Annotated in this window: 13 protein-coding genes; 8 read left to right on the top strand and 5 right to left on the bottom strand. The window is 74.9% G+C overall.

Going from position 1 to position 14,870, the window contains the following annotated elements; all coding sequences use genetic code 11:
• Window positions 1-24 precede the first annotated feature (24 nt).
• On the bottom strand, window positions 25-1,524 hold the full coding sequence (locus tag FJQ57_RS09075) for an MFS transporter (protein WP_139979470.1): 1,500 nt from the start codon (window positions 1,522-1,524) through the stop codon (window positions 25-27).
• Window positions 1,525-1,731: 207 nt separating this feature from the next.
• Here FJQ57_RS09075 and FJQ57_RS09070 point away from each other — a divergent pair, with 207 nt between their 5' ends.
• From FJQ57_RS09070 to FJQ57_RS22395, 4 genes are all read left to right on the top strand, one after another.
• Entirely contained in the window at window positions 1,732-2,616 is an 885-nt protein-coding gene (locus FJQ57_RS09070; protein WP_139979468.1) for an aldo/keto reductase, read from the top strand.
• A 119-nt stretch (window positions 2,617-2,735) separates the two neighbouring features.
• Window positions 2,736-3,497, top strand: coding sequence for an HAD-IIA family hydrolase (locus FJQ57_RS09065; protein ID WP_139980549.1), 762 nt, complete (start codon window positions 2,736-2,738; stop codon window positions 3,495-3,497).
• Window positions 3,494-4,663 (top strand): cysteine desulfurase-like protein, encoded by a 1,170-nt coding sequence (locus FJQ57_RS09060; protein WP_139979466.1) that lies wholly within the window; start codon window positions 3,494-3,496, stop codon window positions 4,661-4,663. Before FJQ57_RS09065 ends, FJQ57_RS09060 begins: the two co-directional genes overlap by 4 nt.
• Window positions 4,664-4,690: 27 nt before the next feature.
• On the top strand, window positions 4,691-4,855 hold the full coding sequence (locus FJQ57_RS22395) for a hypothetical protein (protein ID WP_170219346.1): 165 nt from the start codon (window positions 4,691-4,693) through the stop codon (window positions 4,853-4,855).
• A gap of 285 nt (window positions 4,856-5,140) precedes the next feature.
• Here FJQ57_RS22395 and egtD read toward each other — a convergent pair whose 3' ends face one another.
• The 3 genes from egtD to FJQ57_RS09045 form a co-directional block, all read right to left on the bottom strand.
• Complete coding sequence (egtD, locus tag FJQ57_RS09055) at window positions 5,141-6,130, bottom strand: L-histidine N(alpha)-methyltransferase (RefSeq protein ID WP_211348834.1); 990 nt, start codon at window positions 6,128-6,130, stop codon at window positions 5,141-5,143.
• Entirely contained in the window at window positions 6,127-7,449 is a 1,323-nt protein-coding gene (egtB, locus tag FJQ57_RS09050) for an ergothioneine biosynthesis protein EgtB (protein ID WP_139979464.1), read from the bottom strand. Before egtB ends, egtD begins: the two co-directional genes overlap by 4 nt.
• Window positions 7,450-7,601: 152 nt before the next feature.
• Window positions 7,602-8,819, bottom strand: coding sequence for a type III PLP-dependent enzyme domain-containing protein (locus FJQ57_RS09045; RefSeq protein WP_139979462.1), 1,218 nt, complete (start codon window positions 8,817-8,819; stop codon window positions 7,602-7,604).
• Here FJQ57_RS09045 and FJQ57_RS09040 point away from each other — a divergent pair.
• From FJQ57_RS09040 to tpx, 4 genes are all read left to right on the top strand, one after another.
• Window positions 8,818-10,164 carry a D-arabinono-1,4-lactone oxidase gene (locus tag FJQ57_RS09040; protein WP_139979460.1) on the top strand — a complete coding sequence of 449 codons (1,347 nt, stop codon included), beginning with the start codon at window positions 8,818-8,820 and terminating at the stop codon, window positions 10,162-10,164. The two genes, FJQ57_RS09045 and FJQ57_RS09040, sit on opposite strands and share 2 nt — an antisense overlap.
• A gap of 66 nt (window positions 10,165-10,230) precedes the next feature.
• Window positions 10,231-11,103, top strand: coding sequence for a hypothetical protein (locus tag FJQ57_RS09035; protein WP_139979458.1), 873 nt, complete (start codon window positions 10,231-10,233; stop codon window positions 11,101-11,103).
• Window positions 11,104-11,269: 166 nt separating this feature from the next.
• Window positions 11,270-12,694, top strand: a complete 1,425-nt coding sequence (locus FJQ57_RS23565; protein ID WP_211348833.1) for a lytic transglycosylase domain-containing protein — start codon at window positions 11,270-11,272, stop codon at window positions 12,692-12,694.
• 43 nt (window positions 12,695-12,737) lie between these two features.
• Window positions 12,738-13,229 carry a thiol peroxidase gene (gene tpx, locus FJQ57_RS09025; protein ID WP_139979456.1) on the top strand — a complete coding sequence of 164 codons (492 nt, stop codon included), beginning with the start codon at window positions 12,738-12,740 and terminating at the stop codon, window positions 13,227-13,229.
• Here tpx and FJQ57_RS09020 read toward each other — a convergent pair.
• A complete protein-coding gene (locus tag FJQ57_RS09020; protein WP_246081705.1) occupies window positions 13,199-14,785 on the bottom strand; it encodes an adenylate/guanylate cyclase domain-containing protein in 1,587 nt (528 codons plus the stop codon). The genes tpx and FJQ57_RS09020 overlap by 31 nt on opposite strands.
• Window positions 14,786-14,870: the final 85 nt, after the last annotated feature.

Below are 14,870 nucleotides of genomic sequence, written 5' to 3'. Positions count from 1 at the left end.
GGTCCGCCCGCCCGGTCTGTCCGGTCAGGAGCGGGCGGCGACGGCCGCCTCGGCCTCGGCCTGCGGGCCGGGCACGAGGTGGGTGCGTGCCTTGACGACCGGCACGAGGACCGCGACGAGCGCGGCCAGGGCCGAGGTCACGACCAGCACGGCGAAGCCGTGGGTGTAGCCGGACTCGACCGGGAGGCCGTCGGGACGGGCGCCCGCGGTGACGACGCTGGCCAGCACCGCGCTGCCGAGGGCGCCGCCGACGGTGCGGATGTTGGCGTTCATGCCGCTGGCGACGCCGGTCTGCGACTGCGGGACGGCGTCGACGATGAGGTTGGACAGCGCGGCGAAGGCGATGCCGAACGCGAGGCCGAGCACCGTCGTCTCGACCAGGACGAGCCAGAGCTGGTCGTGGGCGAAGGCGAGGCCGGCGGTGCCGACCGCGGTGGTGGCGGCGCCGGCGACGAGCAGGGCCTTGGAGCCGAACCGGGCCGCCAGGCGACCGGACCAGACGCCGGCGAGGAACGTGGCGACGGTCTGCGGGAGGAGCATCAGGCCCGACTCGGTGACCGAGGCGCCGAAGCCGTAGCCGGTGACCTGGTCGGGCGTCTGCAGGAACTGGGGCAGGAAGGCGAACATCGAGTACATCCCCATGCCGAAGAGCAGGGCGACGAGGTTGACCGTCCAGACCGTGGGGATCCGCATCATCTGCATGTCGACCAGCGGGCTGTCGCTGCGGGCCTCGGCCCGCACCCAGACCGGCAGCACGACGGCGGTCGCGACGAACAGGCCGACCGTCACCGGCGACCCCCAGCCCCAGCTGTGGCCCTGGCTGACCGCCAGCAGCAGGGTGACCAGCCAGGTCGACATCAGCAACGCACTGGTGACGTTGATGCGGCCGGGGGTGCGCTCGGGCGACTCCGGCACGACGAGGTGGGCGGCGATCGCGGCGAGGACGGTCAGGCCCATCGGCAGCCAGAACAGCCAGTGGTAGCTCAACGCGTTGACCACGGGGCCGGCCAGCACGAGCCCGAGCCCGCCGCCCACGGCCAGCAGGGCGGCCGAGGTGCCGACGGCGCCGGCGACCTTGTCGCGCGGGAACTCGTCGCGGATGATCCCGAAGGTCAGCGGCAGCACGCCGCCGCCGACGCCCTGGATGGCCCGGGCGACGATGAGCACCTCGATGCTGGGCGCGAGCGCGGCGAGCAGCGAGCCGACGGCGAGGGCGCCGAGGGCCACGACCAGCATCCGCTCCTTGCCGACCTTGTCACCGATGCGGCCGACGATCGGCGTGAACACCGAGGCCGAGAGCAGGTAGGCGGTGAGCACCCACGTCACCGTGGCCTGGTCGGTGTCGAGCGCGGCCTGGATCGTCGGCAGCACCGGGTTGACCATCGACTGCAGCAGCGAGAACGACGCCACGCCGGCGCACAGCACGACGAAGGTGACGCGGTGGTCGGTGCGGGGCTTGGCGGACGGGGGCTGCGCGGTGGTGCCGGTCGTGCCGGTGGTGCCGGGGGTGGTGGAGCCTGGCATGGGTGGGTCCTGTCGTGCTCGTCGGTGGTGCAGGCGGTCGACGTCGACGAGCCCGGCATGGGGTGACCTCGGTCCAGCAACCGTCGGGTGCCGGTTGTTCCGAGATCCGCGTCACGTTGGTTGACCTGGCCAACCACATCACGGGTGCCCGACCTCCCGCCGCCCGGGGTGGGCCGAGGGGGTTGCCCGGCCCGGTAGACCGGATCCATGCAGACACGACACATCGGCAACGACACCGTCGGGCGGCACGAGGTGGGGGCGATCGGGCTGGGCCTGATGACCTTCGACCAGACCGGCACCCAGCCGCGCGAGCAGCTGCTCGACACCCTGCGCGCCGCGGTGGACGCGGGCGTGACGCTGCTCGACACGGCCGACGCCTACGGCCCCGGCGAGGAGAAGGGCGGCGACGCCCAGGGCGCCAACGAGACCCTCGTGGCCGGCCTGCTCGACGAGCTCGGGCTGCGCGACCGGGTGCTGCTCGCCACCAAGGGCGGTCACGTCCGCACCGAGGGCGGCGGCTGGGCGACCGACAGCAGCGAGGCGCACCTCAAGCAGGCCGTCGACGCCTCGCTGCGGCGGCTCGGGGTCGAGCAGGTCGCGCTGTGGCAGCACCACCGCCCCGACCCCGACGTGCCCTACGAGGACGTCATCGGCACCCTCAAGCAGATCGCCGACTCCGGCAAGGTCGCCATGGTGGGCCTGTCCAACGCCGACCCCGACCAGATCCGGCTCGCCCACTCCGTGCTGGGCGACGCGCTCGTCTCGGTGCAGAACCAGTTCAGCCCGGCCTTCCGCTCCAGCGCCCCCGAGATCGAGGTGTGCGAGGAGCTCGGCCTGGCCTTCCTGCCGTGGAGCCCGCTCGGCGGGCTCGGCGACGCCAAGGAGCTCGCGACCAAGCACCCCGCGTTCGCCGAGGTCGCCGAGGCCCGCGGCGTCAGCCCGCAGCAGGTCGCCCTGGCCTGGGAGCTCGCGCAGTCGCCCGTGGTCATCCCGATCCCGGGCGCCAAGCGGCCCAGCTCCATCATCGACTCGGCCGCCGCCGCCGACATCGAGCTCACCGCCGACGAGCTCGCCGCGCTCGACGCGAGCTGAGGCCTCGGCGGGTCGGCCGCCCCCGCCCGGGCCACGACGGGCACCGGCCGCGGGGGCGGCAGACTGGACCCGTGACCGCGCACCTGACGGGCAAGCCCGTCCACACCTGGCTCACCGACATGGACGGCGTCCTCGTGCACGAGGAGGTGCCGATCCCCGGGGCGACGGAGTTCGTCGAGGCGCTCAAGGCGTCCGGTCGCCGCTTCCTGGTGCTCACCAACAACTCGATCTTCACCCCGCGCGACCTCCGCGCCCGCCTGCTCGGCAGCGGCATCGACGTGCCCGAGGAGGCCATCTGGACCTCGGCGCTGGCCACCGCACAGTTCCTCGCCGACCAGCGACCGCACGGCACGGCGTACGTCGTGGGGGAGGCGGGGCTGACCACGGCGCTGCACGACATCGGCTACGTCATGACCGATCGCGACCCCGACTACGTGGTGCTGGGGGAGACCCGCACCTACTCGTTCGAGGCGATCACCCGGGCCATCCGGCTCATCGACGGCGGGGCCCGGTTCATCGCCACCAACCCCGACCCGAGCGGGCCGAGCCAGCAGGGCATGCTGCCGGCCACCGGCTCGGTGGCCGCACTGATGAGCACGGCGACCGGGCGGACGCCGTACTTCGTCGGCAAGCCCAACCCGCTGATGATGCGCAGCGCGCTCAACCGCATCGACGCGCACTCGGAGTCGACGGTGATGATCGGGGACCGGATGGACACCGACATCATCAGCGGGCTCGAGGCCGGCCTGCGCACGGTGCTCGTCACCACCGGCTCGACCCGGCCCGAGCAGGTCGAGCGGTTCCCCTACCGGCCCACCGAGGTCGTCGACTCGATCGCCGACCTGGTCGCGCTGGTCAAGCACGAGGAGCAGCAGGCATGAGCACGTACGACGTCGCGGCGGTGCGCGCCGCCTTCCCGGCCCTGACGGCGGGCCCGTCGGCCGGGCTGGCCCGGTTCGACGGGCCGGGCGGGTCGCTGGTGCCGCAGGTCGTGGCCGACGCCGTGGCCGCGGCGATGACGGCGGGGATGTGCCAGCGCGGGTCGCTGACCGCGCCGGAGCGGGCGACCGAGGCCGTCGTGGCCGGGGCCCGGGGAGCCATGGGCCGCTTCCTCGGCGCCGACCCCGCGGGCATCGCCTTCGGCCGCTCCATGACGGCGATCGCCTTCGACCTCGCCCGCACCCTGGCTGCGGACTGGGGTCCGGGCGACGAGGTCGTGGTGACCCGGCTCGACCACGACGCCGACGTGCGGCCGTGGGTGCTGGCCGCCGAGGCGGTCGGGGCGACGGTGCGCTGGCTGGGCTTCGACCCGGTGACCACCGAGCTCGACGACGTGACGAGCGTGCTGTCCGACCGCACCCGGCTCGTCGCGGTCACCGGGGCCTCCAACCTCTTCGGCACCAGGCCCGACGTGCGGGCCGTGGCCGACGCCGCGCACGCGGTCGGGGCGTTGGTCCACGTCGACGCCGTGCACCTGGCCGCCCACCAGCCCGTCGGCGTGGCCGAGCTCGGCGCCGACCTGGTCACCTGCTCGCCGTACAAGTTCTTCGGGCCGCACCTCGGCGTCCTCGCCGCCGACCCCGCGCTGCTCGACTCGCTGCGCCCCGGCAAGCTGCTGCCCTCCAGCGACGCGGTGCCGGAGCGGTTCGAGCTCGGCACGCTGCCCTACGAGCTGCTGGCCGGCGTCCGCGCCGCCGTGGAGTTCGTCGAGGGCCTCGGGGGCATGGCGGCGGTCGCCGCCCACGAGGAGGCCCTGCTCGCCCGCCTGCTCGAGGGGCTCGACCGGCTGCCGCACGTGCACGTCCACGGCACCCCGGCCCGCCGCACCCCGACCCTGCTGCTCCACGTCGACGGCCTGCAGCCCGAGGGCGTGCGGGTCGCCCTCGCCGGCGCCGGGGTGCTCGCGCCGGCCGGCAGCTTCTACGCCATCGAGGCCTCCCGGCACGCCGGGCTCGGCGACGAGGGCGGCGTGCGGGTCGGCCTGGCCGCCTACACCGACACCTCCGACGTCGACCGGCTGCTGGAGGGACTCGCCGCCCTGGGCTGAGCGCGCCGCCATCGGGCACCGGGTGGGATGACGACCTCCGCGCCCGACCCCGCACCCGACCCCGAGCACGACCAGGACGCCGAGCCGCCGACCCCCGACGGCCAGCCGCCGGCGTACGTCGACCCCGACGACGACACCCCCGGCAGCGACCCGGACCCCGAGCCCGGCGCCGAGGACCCCGGGTCCCGCTGACCCGTCGTCGATCTACGACGGGTCAGCGCGCTCGCGGGGGAAGAACCCGCGCAAGGTGCAGGAACACCCGGTCAGCCGGGGATTCCCCAGCACGCCTGGGGCTGGTGTGGCGCGCCACCGGTGTGCTGCCGGACGCCGGTCGAGCTGGCCAGGGGTTTCCTGCGCTTGTCAGGGGTTGCAATGCCCGTCAAGCGGCAGGACTCCCTGCCCAGGTGGAGGAAACCCCGGTCAGCCGGGGGTTCCGCACGACTCCTGGGGCCGGAGTGACGACGGGCCAGCGGGCGGTCAGGTCAGGCGGGCGAGCGTGACGCCGAAGTCGCCTGCGGGATCGGTGTAGAGCTCGACGGTCTCGAAGCCGGCGGCGGCGAGCTCGTCGCGGATGCCGGCGGGGCGGAACTTGGAGGAGATCTCGACCTGGATCTCCTCGCCCAGCCCGAGGTCGACCTCGAGGTCGGCGCCGGGGATGCGCACGTGCTGGGGCGTGTCGGCGCGCAGGCGGAGGTCCATCCGCTCCAGGCCGCCGTCCCAGAAGGGCACGTAGGAGAAGGCGCCGGGGTCGAAGTCGGCGCCGAGCTCGCGGTTGAGCACGACCAGGCTGTTGCGCACGAACTGCTCGGTGATGCCCTGGGAGTCGTGGTAGGCCGCGACCAGCCGGTCGGCCGGCTTGACCAGGTCGGTGCCGAGCAGCAGGGAGTCGCCGGGCTCGAGGGAGTCGGCGAGCGCGCCGAGGAACGCGGCCCGCTCCTCGACGTACAGGTTGCCGATGGTGCCGCCCAGGAACGCCACCAGCCGCCGCTCGCCCGGCTCGTTGGCCGGCAGGTGCTGCAGGTGCAGGGTGAAGTCGCCGACGACGGCCTCGACCGCGAGGCCGGGGTAGCGCTCGGCGAGCATGTCGGCGGCGTCGCGCAGCGTCTGCTCGGAGACGTCGACCGGCACGAACCGCCGCAGCCGGTCGGCGGCGGCGAACGCGTCGAGCAGGGTGCGGGTCTTGTCGCTGGTGCCCGAGCCGAGCTCGACGACCGTGGTCGCCCCGCTGGCCGCCACGACGTCGCCGGCGTGCGCGGCGAGGACGGCGCGCTCGGCCTCGGTGGGGTAGTACTCCGGGAGCCGGGTGATCTCGTCGAACAGCCGCGACCCCTCGTCGTCGTAGAGCCACTTGGGGGGCAGCCGCAGCGGGCGCGAGCCCAGCCCCCGGCGTACGTCGTCGACGAGCGAGCCCGACGCCCAGTCGGGGTCGATGAGCACGGACACCGTGGGTGCGGTCGGTTCGGTCACTGCGGGGAGCCTCCATCGGCCAGGCGCACGCCGGAGACCGCCCAGCGGGAGGCGTGCGGGAAGAAGTTGCGGTAGGTGGTGCGGGCGTGGCCGGGGGAGGTGAGCGCGCAACCGCCGCGCAGCACCATCTGGCCGGACATGAACTTGCCGTTGTACTCGCCGATCGCGCCGGCGGGCGGGTGGAACCCCGGGTAGGGGTGGTAGGCCGACTGCGTCCACTCCCAGCAGCCGCCGCCGACCTGGCGCAGCCCGCCGGTCGACGGGCCGGCGGCCTCGGGGTGGAACGTGCCGTCGGGGGCGGCCGTGGGCGTGGCGCCGGTCGAGACGACCGCGTGCTCCCACTCGCCCTCGGTGGGCAGCCGCTTGCCGGCCCAGGTGGCGAACGCGTCGGCCTCGTAGAAGCTCACGTGGCACACCGGCGCCCCGCGGTCGACCGGCCAGGTGCCGTGCAGGGTGTGCTCGAGCCAGGTGCCGTCGTGCTCGGTCCAGTAGAGGGGCGCCTGCCAGCCCTCGGCGTTGACCCGCGACCACCCGTCGGAGAGCCACAGCTCGTGGCGCCGGTAGCCGCCGTCGGCGACGAAGTCGAGCCACTCGCCGTTGGTCACCAGGCGGTCGGCGAGCCGGTAGGGCTCGAGCCACTGCTTGTGGCGGGGCAGCTCGTTGTCGAAGCAGAAGTCGACCGGCACGCCCTCGGTGACCGGGTCGTGCCCGACCTCCACCAGGCCGCCCTCGACCTCGACCCAGCCCAGCTCGTCGGGCACGCCCGGTCCGGCGTACGACGCCGGGCGGCCGGCGTAGACCGGTTGGAGCGGGTTGCGGGAGAGCACGTGCTTGATGTCCATGAGGAGCAGCTCCTGGTGCTGCTGCTCGTGGTGGAACCCGAGCTCGATCGTGGCCGCGAGCTTCTCGAGTGTGCCGTGGTCGAGCGCGGAGACGAGGTCGCGCACCCGGTCGTCGACGTTGCGGCGGTAGTCGCCGACCTCGTGGACGCCGGGGCGGGTGATCAGACCGCGGTCGGCCCGGCTGTAGCGCGGGCCGAGGGTCTCGTAGTAGCTGTTGAAGAGGAACCAGTACTGGTCCTGGAAAGGCGAAAAGCCGACCTCGTGGTCGGCCAGCAGGAAGGTCTCGAAGAACCAGGTGACGTGCGCGCGGTGCCACTTGGTCGGGGAGACGTCGGGCATCGACTGGACCGTCTGGTCCTCGGGGGAGAGCGGCGCCGCGAGGCGCTCGGTGTGGGCGCGCACCGCGTCGTACCGCTCGACGAGGGAGCTCGGGTCCCAGTCGGTGGGCCGCCAGTCGGCGGGGGTCTGGACTGTCATGCGGTCCAGACAACACGACGCCACCGACAGGGTCGACCACCTCGGTGGGTAACTTCCGGCGAACGGCTGCGGTCACCTGGTCTCGGGACAGGACTCCGTCCTCCCTCGACCACCGTGGGGTCGGGCGCGACCGCACGACCGCACCCACCGGGTCAGAGGAACGTGCGGCCCTCGCCCCGGTACGTCGGCACCACGTCGACGACCTCGTCGCCGCCGGGCCCCCCGACGAGGTGCAGCACGTCGACCCGCTCGCCGAGCTCGCCGGCCTTGGCGTGGCGGAACCACACCCGGCCGCCCAGCGCGAGCCCGTCGGCCGCGCGCCCCCGCAGCGGCGTCTGCACCTCGCCCGCGCCCTCGGCGCCGAGCAGCGCCAGCCCCGCGGGGTACGTCGGCACCGGGAGCCGGTCGGCGCCGGCGGGGCCGGAGGCCACCCAGCCACCCCCGGCGACGGTGACCAGCCCGGGGCCGGGCCGCCGGGTCACCGCCAGGCCGAAGAAGGCGGCCGGGGTCGGTGAGAAGGCGTCGTACCCGTCGAAGAGGGCGGGCGCGAGCAGGCCGGAGCCGGCCGCGACCTCGGTGACCGCCGGCTCGGCCGCGGTCGTCTCGAGCGAGCCGGTGCCGCCGCCGTTGACGAGCTCGAGGTCGAGACCGGCCTCGTCCGCGACGGCCCGCACCGCCGCGACGACCTCCGCCCGCCGCGAGGCCAGCTCGCCCACCGACAGCGCCTTCACCCGACGCACGGCGACGCCCCGCAGCGCCCCGAGGACCCCACGGCCGCGGTCCTGCAGCCCGGCCACCTGGCCCTCGTAGGCCATCAGCCCGGCGAGCAGGAAGGCCGGGTCGTCGACGACCGCCCGCGCCAGCGCGACCGCCTCGGCGACGTCGTGCACGGGGGAGCGGCGCGGGCCGAGGTGCACCCGGCCGGCGAGCAGCCGCAGCGAGGCGTCGAGGTCGAGGCAGACCCGCACCGGCAGCTCGGCGCCAGCGGTGGCCGCGCGCACCAGGTCGAGCGACTCGGTCGAGTCGACCATGAGCGTCACCCGCTCCAGCAGCACCGGGTCGGCGGCCAGCGCCCGGAGCGCGGCCCGCTCGGCGCTCGGGTAGCCGACGACGACGTCCTCGTGCTCCTCGGCCAGCCACAGCGCCTCGCCGAGCGTGAACGCCAGCACCCCCGCCCACCCCGGCCGGTCGAGCACCCGGTCGAGCAGCGTGCGGCACCGCACCGACTTGCTGGCGACCCGGATCGGCGTGCCCGCGGCCCGGCGCTCAAGGTCGGCCGCGTTGGCGTCGTACGCCGCGAGGTCGACGACGGCGACGGGGGAGTCGAGGTGCTGCGTCGCGCGCTCGAGACGGGCATGCTGGTCGGTCATGACCGCGCTCTCGTCCTCACCCACGTCCGCGAGTCAAGCCACCCGCACCACGTGGCGCAACTGGGCGGGCAACCAGCGCGTCGCGGACGTCGAGGTCCTCACCCCGGGCAGCGCCGCCGAGGTCGCCGCGGTGCTGCGCCGGGCCGCCGAGACCGGGCGGCGGGTCCGGCCGATCGGCAGCGGGCACTCCTTCACCGCCATCGGTGCTCCGGTCGACGTGCAGCTGCGGCTCGACCGGCTCGACCGGGTGCTGCGCGCCGACCTGACCACCGGCGTCGTCACGGTCGGCGCCGGCACCACGCTCCGGGCGCTCAACCACACCCTCGCCTCCCTCGGCCTGGCCCTGACCAACCTCGGCGACATCGACGCCCAGACCGTCGCGGGCGCGATCAGCACGGGCACGCACGGCACCGGCGCGACGTACGGCGGCCTGGCCACCCAGGTGGTCGGGCTCGAGCTCGCCCTGCCCGACGGCACCCTGCTCACCTGCTCGGCCACCCAGCACCCCGACGTGCTGGCCGCGGCCCGCGTCGGCCTCGGCGCGCTCGGCGTGGTCACGGCGGTGTCGTTGCAGTGCGTGCCGGCCTTCGGGCTGCACGCCCGCGAGGCGGGCTCGACCCTCGACGCGGTGCTCGAGCGCTTCGACGACGACTGCGCGCGCACCGACCACGTCGAGTTCTACTGGTTCCCCCACACCGACCGGGTGCTCACCAAGCACAACACGCGCGTCGGCACCGACGACCTGCACCCGCTCTCGCGCCGGCGCGCCTGGTGGGACGACGACCTGCTGAGCAACACCGTCTTCGGCGCCGTCGTCGCCGCCGGTCGCCGGGTGCCCGGCCTGGTGCGTCCGCTCGCCCGGGTCTCGGCCTCGGCGCTGGGCGACCGCGAGTTCAGCGACCTCTCCCACCGCGTCTTCGCCTCTGAGCGCCGGGTCCGCTTCGAGGAGATGGAGTACGCCGTCCCGCGCGAGCACGGCCTCGACGTGCTGCGCGAGCTGGTGGCCGCGGTCGGCCGCAGCCGCTGGCGGATCGCCGTGCCGGTCGAGGTGCGGGTCGCGGCCGCCGACGACGTGCCGCTCTCGACGGCCGAGGGTCGCGACACCCTGTACGTCGCGGTGCACGTCGCCCCGGGCAGCCCCGACCGGGCGGCGTACTTCGCGACGCTGGAGGCCATCGCCGCCGACGTCGGCGGCCGCCCGCACTGGGGCAAGCTGCACTCCCTCGACGCCGCGACCCTGCGCGAGCGCTACCCGCGCTTCGAGGAGGTCGTGGCCCTGCGCGACCGCCTCGACCCCGACCGGGTGCTCGGCAACGACCACCTGTCCCACGTCCTGGGACCCTGACGGCGGGGCGTGACCCGAGCGGGGTCGGCCTCGTTGGACGCAGCGACCCCGACCCCCGGAGGACCCGTGTCCCGCCGTACCCGCCTGCTCGCCGTGCTCACCGCCGTCGTCGCGGCCGCCTCGCTGCTCATCGCCCCCGCGCCCGGCCAGGCCGCGGGCCGCAGGACGACCTGGACGCCCGCCGCGCGGGCCACGATCACGCCCGGGGTGCAGATGTACACCGCCGGGGCGCAGTGCACCGCCAACTTCGTCTTCACCGACCGGCGCGGCGGCGTCTACGTGGGGTACGCCGCCCACTGCGCGGGCCAGGGCTCCTCCAGCGACACCGACGGCTGCTCGACCCGCTCGCTGCCGCTCGGCACCCGGGTAACGTTCGTGCGGGGCGGCACCCCGGTCAGCAGCGGCACCCGCCTCGGCGGCGGCACGCTCGCCTACTCGTCCTGGGCCACGATGCGGCGCCTCGGCACCCGCGACCCCAACGCGTGCGCCTACAACGACTTCGCGCTGGTCAAGGTCGACAAGCGCGACATCGGCAAGGTCAACCCCTCGGTGCCCCACTTCGGCGGCCCCAGCGGCATCGACACCAACGGGGTCCGGCTCGGCGAGAAGGTCTACAGCTACGGCAGCTCCAGCCTGCGCGCCGGCGTCACCGCCCTGTCCCCCAAGTACGGCGTGGGGCTCGGCGACGACGCGGCCGACCGCGGCTGGTCGCACCCGCTCTACACCCTCACCCCCGGCATCCCGGGCGACTCCGGGTCGGGCTTCATGACCGCGGGCGGCAAGGCCGTCGGCACCCTGTCGACCGTCGTGCTGGCCCCGCTGGCCGGCTCCAACAACCTCGGCGACCTCTCCCGCGAGCTGGCCTTCGCCCAGCGCCACTCGGGTCTCAAGGGCCTGCGGCTCACGCCCGGCACGGTGCGCTTCCGCTCGGCGCTCTGACCCTCGCGGGGGCCGCGTTGCTGAACGCCACCTGAATCCTCGGCTGCCGGGAGGGTTTCGGGGTCCCCCACCCGGGAGCCGGTGGTCTAATGGGTCACCTCGGTGGGCACGGCACCTGTGGCCCGACGCCTTCCCCACGACCGACGACGCAAGGCAGACCTCTCCCATGACTGGCAGCACCTCCCGCACCCGCCGGGTGGCGACCGTCGTCCCGCTCGCCCTCGTGTCGGTCGCGTGGACCACGCACCTGGCCGGCGCCGGCTCCCTCACCGGCGGCACCGCCGCCCCCGTCGCGCCCGCGCCGCAAGCACTGCCCGACGGCACCCGGCTGCCCGGGGCCCCGGTCGACTACCCCGCGAGCCTGTCCGAGCCCGACCAGCTGACCGCCTCCGACGGCCGGTTCACCCAGGTCGCGGCGACCGGCTCGTCGTCCGACGTCCCCTCGCCCGCGCTGGCCGCCTACCAGCGCGCCGAGACCGTCATCAACGCCGCCGACCCCGCCTGCCGCCTCAACTGGCAGCTGCTCGCCGCCATCGGGCGGATCGAGTCCGACCACGGCCGCTTCGGCGGTGCGGCCCTCGGCGCCGACGGCGTCGCGACGCCGGCGATCGTCGGGCCCGTGCTCGACGGCCGCAACGGCACCGCGCTGATCCGCGACACCGACGCCGGCGACTACGACTCCGACACCGCCTTCGACCGCGCCGTCGGCCCGATGCAGTTCATCCCCTCGACCTGGGCCGCGGTCGGGGTCGACGCCGACAACGACGGCAAGCGCGACCCCCAGGACATCGACGACGCCGCCCTCGCCGCCGCCGTCTACCTCTGCTCCGGCGACGACGACCTCGCCACCCTCGGCGGCAGGCGCGCCGCCGTCCACCGCTACAACCGCAGCGACGCCTACGTCGCGATGGTGCTGCAGGTGATGGACGGCTACCTCCAGGGCGACTTCTCCACCGTCCCCGGTGGCGGCAGCGTGCTCAACGCCCGCACCAGCCCGACCGGTCCCTACGCCCCCGGCACGTACGTCGTCGGGGTCGACCTCACCGCGACCGCGGCCCGCCCCTTCAGCCCGGTCACGGCGGGCGCCGACCCCGCCGGCCAGCTCGTCGCCGGCCCGCCGCGCCCGGGCGCCGAGGTGCTGCCGACCGAGCCCGCCGCGCCTGCCGACCCGGCGACGCCGGCCGAGCCCACCACTCCCGCCGACCCGACGACGCCGGCCGAGCCGACCACGCCCGCCGACCCGTCGACGCCGGCCGAGCCCACCACTCCCGCCGACCCGACGACGCCGGCCGAGCCGACCACGCCGGCCGAGCCGACCACGCCGGCCGAGCCCACCACTCCCGCCGACCCGACGACGCCGGCCGAGCCGACCACGCCGGCCGACCCGACCACGCCGGCCGAGCCCACCCCGGCCGAGCCCGAGCCCGGCAGCCTGACCGCCGACGAGGCCGCCGACTACTGCGAGGGCGAGGGCCTGTCGGGCGACGAGCTCGACGCGTGCCTGGTCGAGCTCACCGACCCCGACGAGCAGCAGCCCTCCGACACCCCCGACAGCCCGCTGCGCGACGAGACCACGGCCCCGAAGGACTGACCCCCGGCCGGACCCGTCCGGCAGGTCCGGTTCAATGGGGGGCATGGCCACTACTGCCCTGGGCGGCAACCCCTGCGAGACCGTCGGCGAGCTGCCGGCCGTCGGTGCGAGCGCGCCGGCGTTCAGCCTGATCGGCTCCGACTTCAGCGAGGTCACCCTCCCCGAGGGCTCCCGCACGGTGCTCAACATCTTCCCGAGCGTCGACACCGGCGTCTGCGCGGCGAGCGTCAAGCGCTTCAACGAGCTGGCGGCCTCCCTCGACGACACCTCCGTCATCTGCGTCTCCGCCGACCTGCCCTTCGCCCAGGCCCGCTTCTGCGGCGCCGAGGGCATCGAGGCGGTCACCGCGGCCTCGGCGTTCCGCTCCGACTTCGGCGACGCCTACGGCGTGCGCCTGCTCGACGGCAAGTTCGAGGGCCTGCTGGCCCGCGCCGTCGTCGTGGTCGACCGCGACGGGAGCGTGCTGCACAGCCAGCTCGTGCCCGAGATCGGCCAGGAGCCCGACTACGACGCCGCGGTCTCCGCGCTCTCCTGAGCCCGCTCCCGCGCGTCGGCCAGCACGGCCACCGGGGTCGGTGAGGTCCGCCCGCGCAGGGTGACCTCGCCGTGCGGGGTCCAGTGCCCCGCCTCGGCGTCGCCGGCCGCCTCGACCGAGGCCCGGGCGACGAGCACGGTGCCGGGCGCCTCCTTGGCCAGGTCGGTCAGGCGGGCCGCGGAGTTCACCGCGTCGCCGATCACGGTGTACTCGAAGCGGCTGCGGTGGCCGACGTTGCCCGCGACGACCTCGCCGGTCGCCACGCCCACGCCTGCGCCGACCTCCGGCACCTCCTCGGCCAGCCGCGCCGCGACGGCCCGCGCGGTGGCCAGCGCCTGCGCGGCGTGGTCCTCGCGCTCGACGGGCGCGCCGAAGACCGCGAGCACCGCGTCGCCGATGAACTTGTTGACCAGGCCGTGGTGACGGTCGACCTCGTCGACCACGACGCCGAAGAAGCGGTTGAGCACCTCGACGACCTCGGTGGGCCCGTGCTCGGTGGCGTACGTCGTCGAGCCGACCAGGTCGACGAAGAGCACGGACGCGGTGCGGGTCTCCCCGCCCAGCTCGACGTCGCCCGCGGCCGCGGCGGCGGCGACCTCCTGGCCGACGTGGCGGCCGAAGAGGTCGCGCAGGTGCTCGCGGTCGCGCAGGCCGTGCACCATCTGGTTGAACCCCGACTGCAGCAGGCCGAGCTCGGTGCCGTCGTACACCGGCACCTCGCGCTCGAGGTCGCCGCGCTCGACGTCGAGGAGCGCGTCGCGCACCGACAGCACGGGCGCGACGACGGAGCGGGCGTTGAGCACGGTGACCATGAGGCCGAACAGCAGCACCACCCCGCCGATGACGAGCGAGGTCACGGCCAGGCGCTGGAGCGAGGTGCCGTCGGGCTGGGCGAGGGCCAGGACCGAGGCCAGCACCAGCCCGGCCACGGGCGCACCGGTGCCGACGCACCAGAAGATGACCATCCGGTCGCCGACCCCGACGCCCCGCGGACGGTCCATCAGGGGCGCCGAGGCCAGCGCCCGCGCCGAGATCGGGCGCAGGGTGAACTGGCTGAACAGGTAGGCGATCGCGCTGACGACCAGGCCGGCGATGCCGACAGTGACGCCGGTCGAGAGCGCGCGGTTGGGCTGCAGCACGACCGCGAGACCGGTGAACAGCGCCACCGCCCCGGCCCACAGGCCGACCTGGAGCTGGGTCAGCCGCAGCGGTGCCTTGAGCGCACGCTCGCGGTCCTGCTCGTCGGGCTCCTCACCGCGGGTGGCCCAGCGCAGGACCCGCAGCGTGGTGGTCGTGCCGTACACCACGCCCACCACCACGGCGACGAAGACGTAGACCGGGATGGCGATGGCCAGCGCGACCAGGGTGTCACCCTCGGGCCGCGGCGCGGGGACGAGCACGGTCCCGATCACCGCGACGACCCCGGCGCCCACGACGTTGGTGCTCACCAGCAGCCCGGTCAGCAGCAGTTGCACCCGGACCCGCAGCGCTCGCCGGGACTGGTCGGCGCGCCCGAGCAGGCGGGAGCCGAACGGGCGGCTTCCGGCGTCGCTCACGGCCTCACAGTAGGGCGCGGGGCCGCGCGGATCCCCGCGTTGGTTCACATCGGTGGGGTGTCGCACCCCATACTGGTCGGGCTGT

The sequence above is a fragment of the Nocardioides litoris genome (assembly GCF_006346315.1).
GTDB lineage: Bacteria > Actinomycetota > Actinomycetes > Propionibacteriales > Nocardioidaceae > Nocardioides > Nocardioides litoris.
Note: the sequence above shows the minus strand (reverse complement) of the source record. Positions and strands in the feature narration are given on the sequence as shown.

Excerpts from the sequence above, each read along its gene's own strand:
- FJQ57_RS09075 (WP_139979470.1), bottom strand. The coding sequence starts at position 1,524 with ATGCCAGGCTCCACCACCCCCGGCACCACCGGCACGACCGGCACCACC.
- FJQ57_RS09070 (WP_139979468.1), top strand. The coding sequence starts at position 1,732 with ATGCAGACACGACACATCGGCAACGACACCGTCGGGCGGCACGAGGTG.
- FJQ57_RS09065 (WP_139980549.1), top strand. The coding sequence starts at position 2,736 with ATGGACGGCGTCCTCGTGCACGAGGAGGTGCCGATCCCCGGGGCGACG.
- FJQ57_RS09060 (WP_139979466.1), top strand. The coding sequence starts at position 3,494 with ATGAGCACGTACGACGTCGCGGCGGTGCGCGCCGCCTTCCCGGCCCTG.
- FJQ57_RS22395 (WP_170219346.1), top strand. The coding sequence starts at position 4,691 with ATGACGACCTCCGCGCCCGACCCCGCACCCGACCCCGAGCACGACCAG.
- egtB (WP_139979464.1), bottom strand. The coding sequence starts at position 7,449 with ATGACAGTCCAGACCCCCGCCGACTGGCGGCCCACCGACTGGGACCCG.
- FJQ57_RS09040 (WP_139979460.1), top strand. The coding sequence starts at position 8,818 with ATGACCGCGCTCTCGTCCTCACCCACGTCCGCGAGTCAAGCCACCCGC.
- FJQ57_RS09045 (WP_139979462.1), bottom strand. The coding sequence starts at position 8,819 with ATGACCGACCAGCATGCCCGTCTCGAGCGCGCGACGCAGCACCTCGAC.
- FJQ57_RS23565 (WP_211348833.1), top strand. The coding sequence starts at position 11,270 with ATGACTGGCAGCACCTCCCGCACCCGCCGGGTGGCGACCGTCGTCCCG.
- tpx (WP_139979456.1), top strand. The coding sequence starts at position 12,738 with ATGGCCACTACTGCCCTGGGCGGCAACCCCTGCGAGACCGTCGGCGAG.